General features: G+C 66.0%; 1 protein-coding gene. It reads left to right on the top strand.

Annotation, left to right across the window (positions count from 1 at the left end):
* Nucleotides 1-699: MBG domain-containing protein (locus KJB29_RS19105; RefSeq protein ID WP_246562100.1), on the top strand; the 699-nt coding region annotated here is incomplete at both ends.

The raw sequence follows: 699 nt of genomic DNA on the forward strand, positions 1-699 counted from the left end.
CACCCAACTGAACGCCACAGCCAATACTGCCGGCAGCTTCAGCTACACCCCGGCTGCCGGGACGGTCATGAACACCGCCGGGACCCAGACACTGTCCGTCTCCTTCGCCCCGACTGACGCGAACTACACCAGCGCCACGGCAAGCGTGATCCTCTCGGTAGTTGCCAAACAGGTACCGACCATCACGTGGGCAGCGCCTGCCGCAATCACCTACGGGACAGCGCTTGGCACAGCGCAGCTGAACGCCACCGCCAACGTAGCCGGTACTTTCGCCTACACCCCTGCCGCCGGCACCGTGCTTAACGCCGGAACCCAGACCCTGTCGGTCACCTTCACACCGACCGACACCGCCACCTACACCACGGCCACCAAGACCGTCACCCTCACGGTGAACCCGGCTGCGGCCACGGTAACCCTTGCAGGCCTTACCGCCACCTATGACGGCACCGCGAAGACCGTCACCGCTACCACCAACCCTGCGGGCAAGACCGTCTCCATCACCTACGCCGGCAGCACCACCGCACCGACCGCAGCCGGTTCCTACGCCGTAGTTGCCACCGTCGCCGACCCGAACTACACCGGTAGCGCCACGGGTACCCTGGTTATCGCCAAGGCGACGTCGACCATCACCTGGGCCACGCCGACCGCCGTTCCCGTCGGCACTGCCCTCAGCAGCACCCAACTGAACGCCACAGCCAA

Origin of the sequence: Geobacter grbiciae, assembly GCF_018531165.1 — a bacterium.
In the GTDB taxonomy this organism is placed as follows: Bacteria; Desulfobacterota; Desulfuromonadia; order Geobacterales; family Geobacteraceae; genus Geobacter; species Geobacter metallireducens.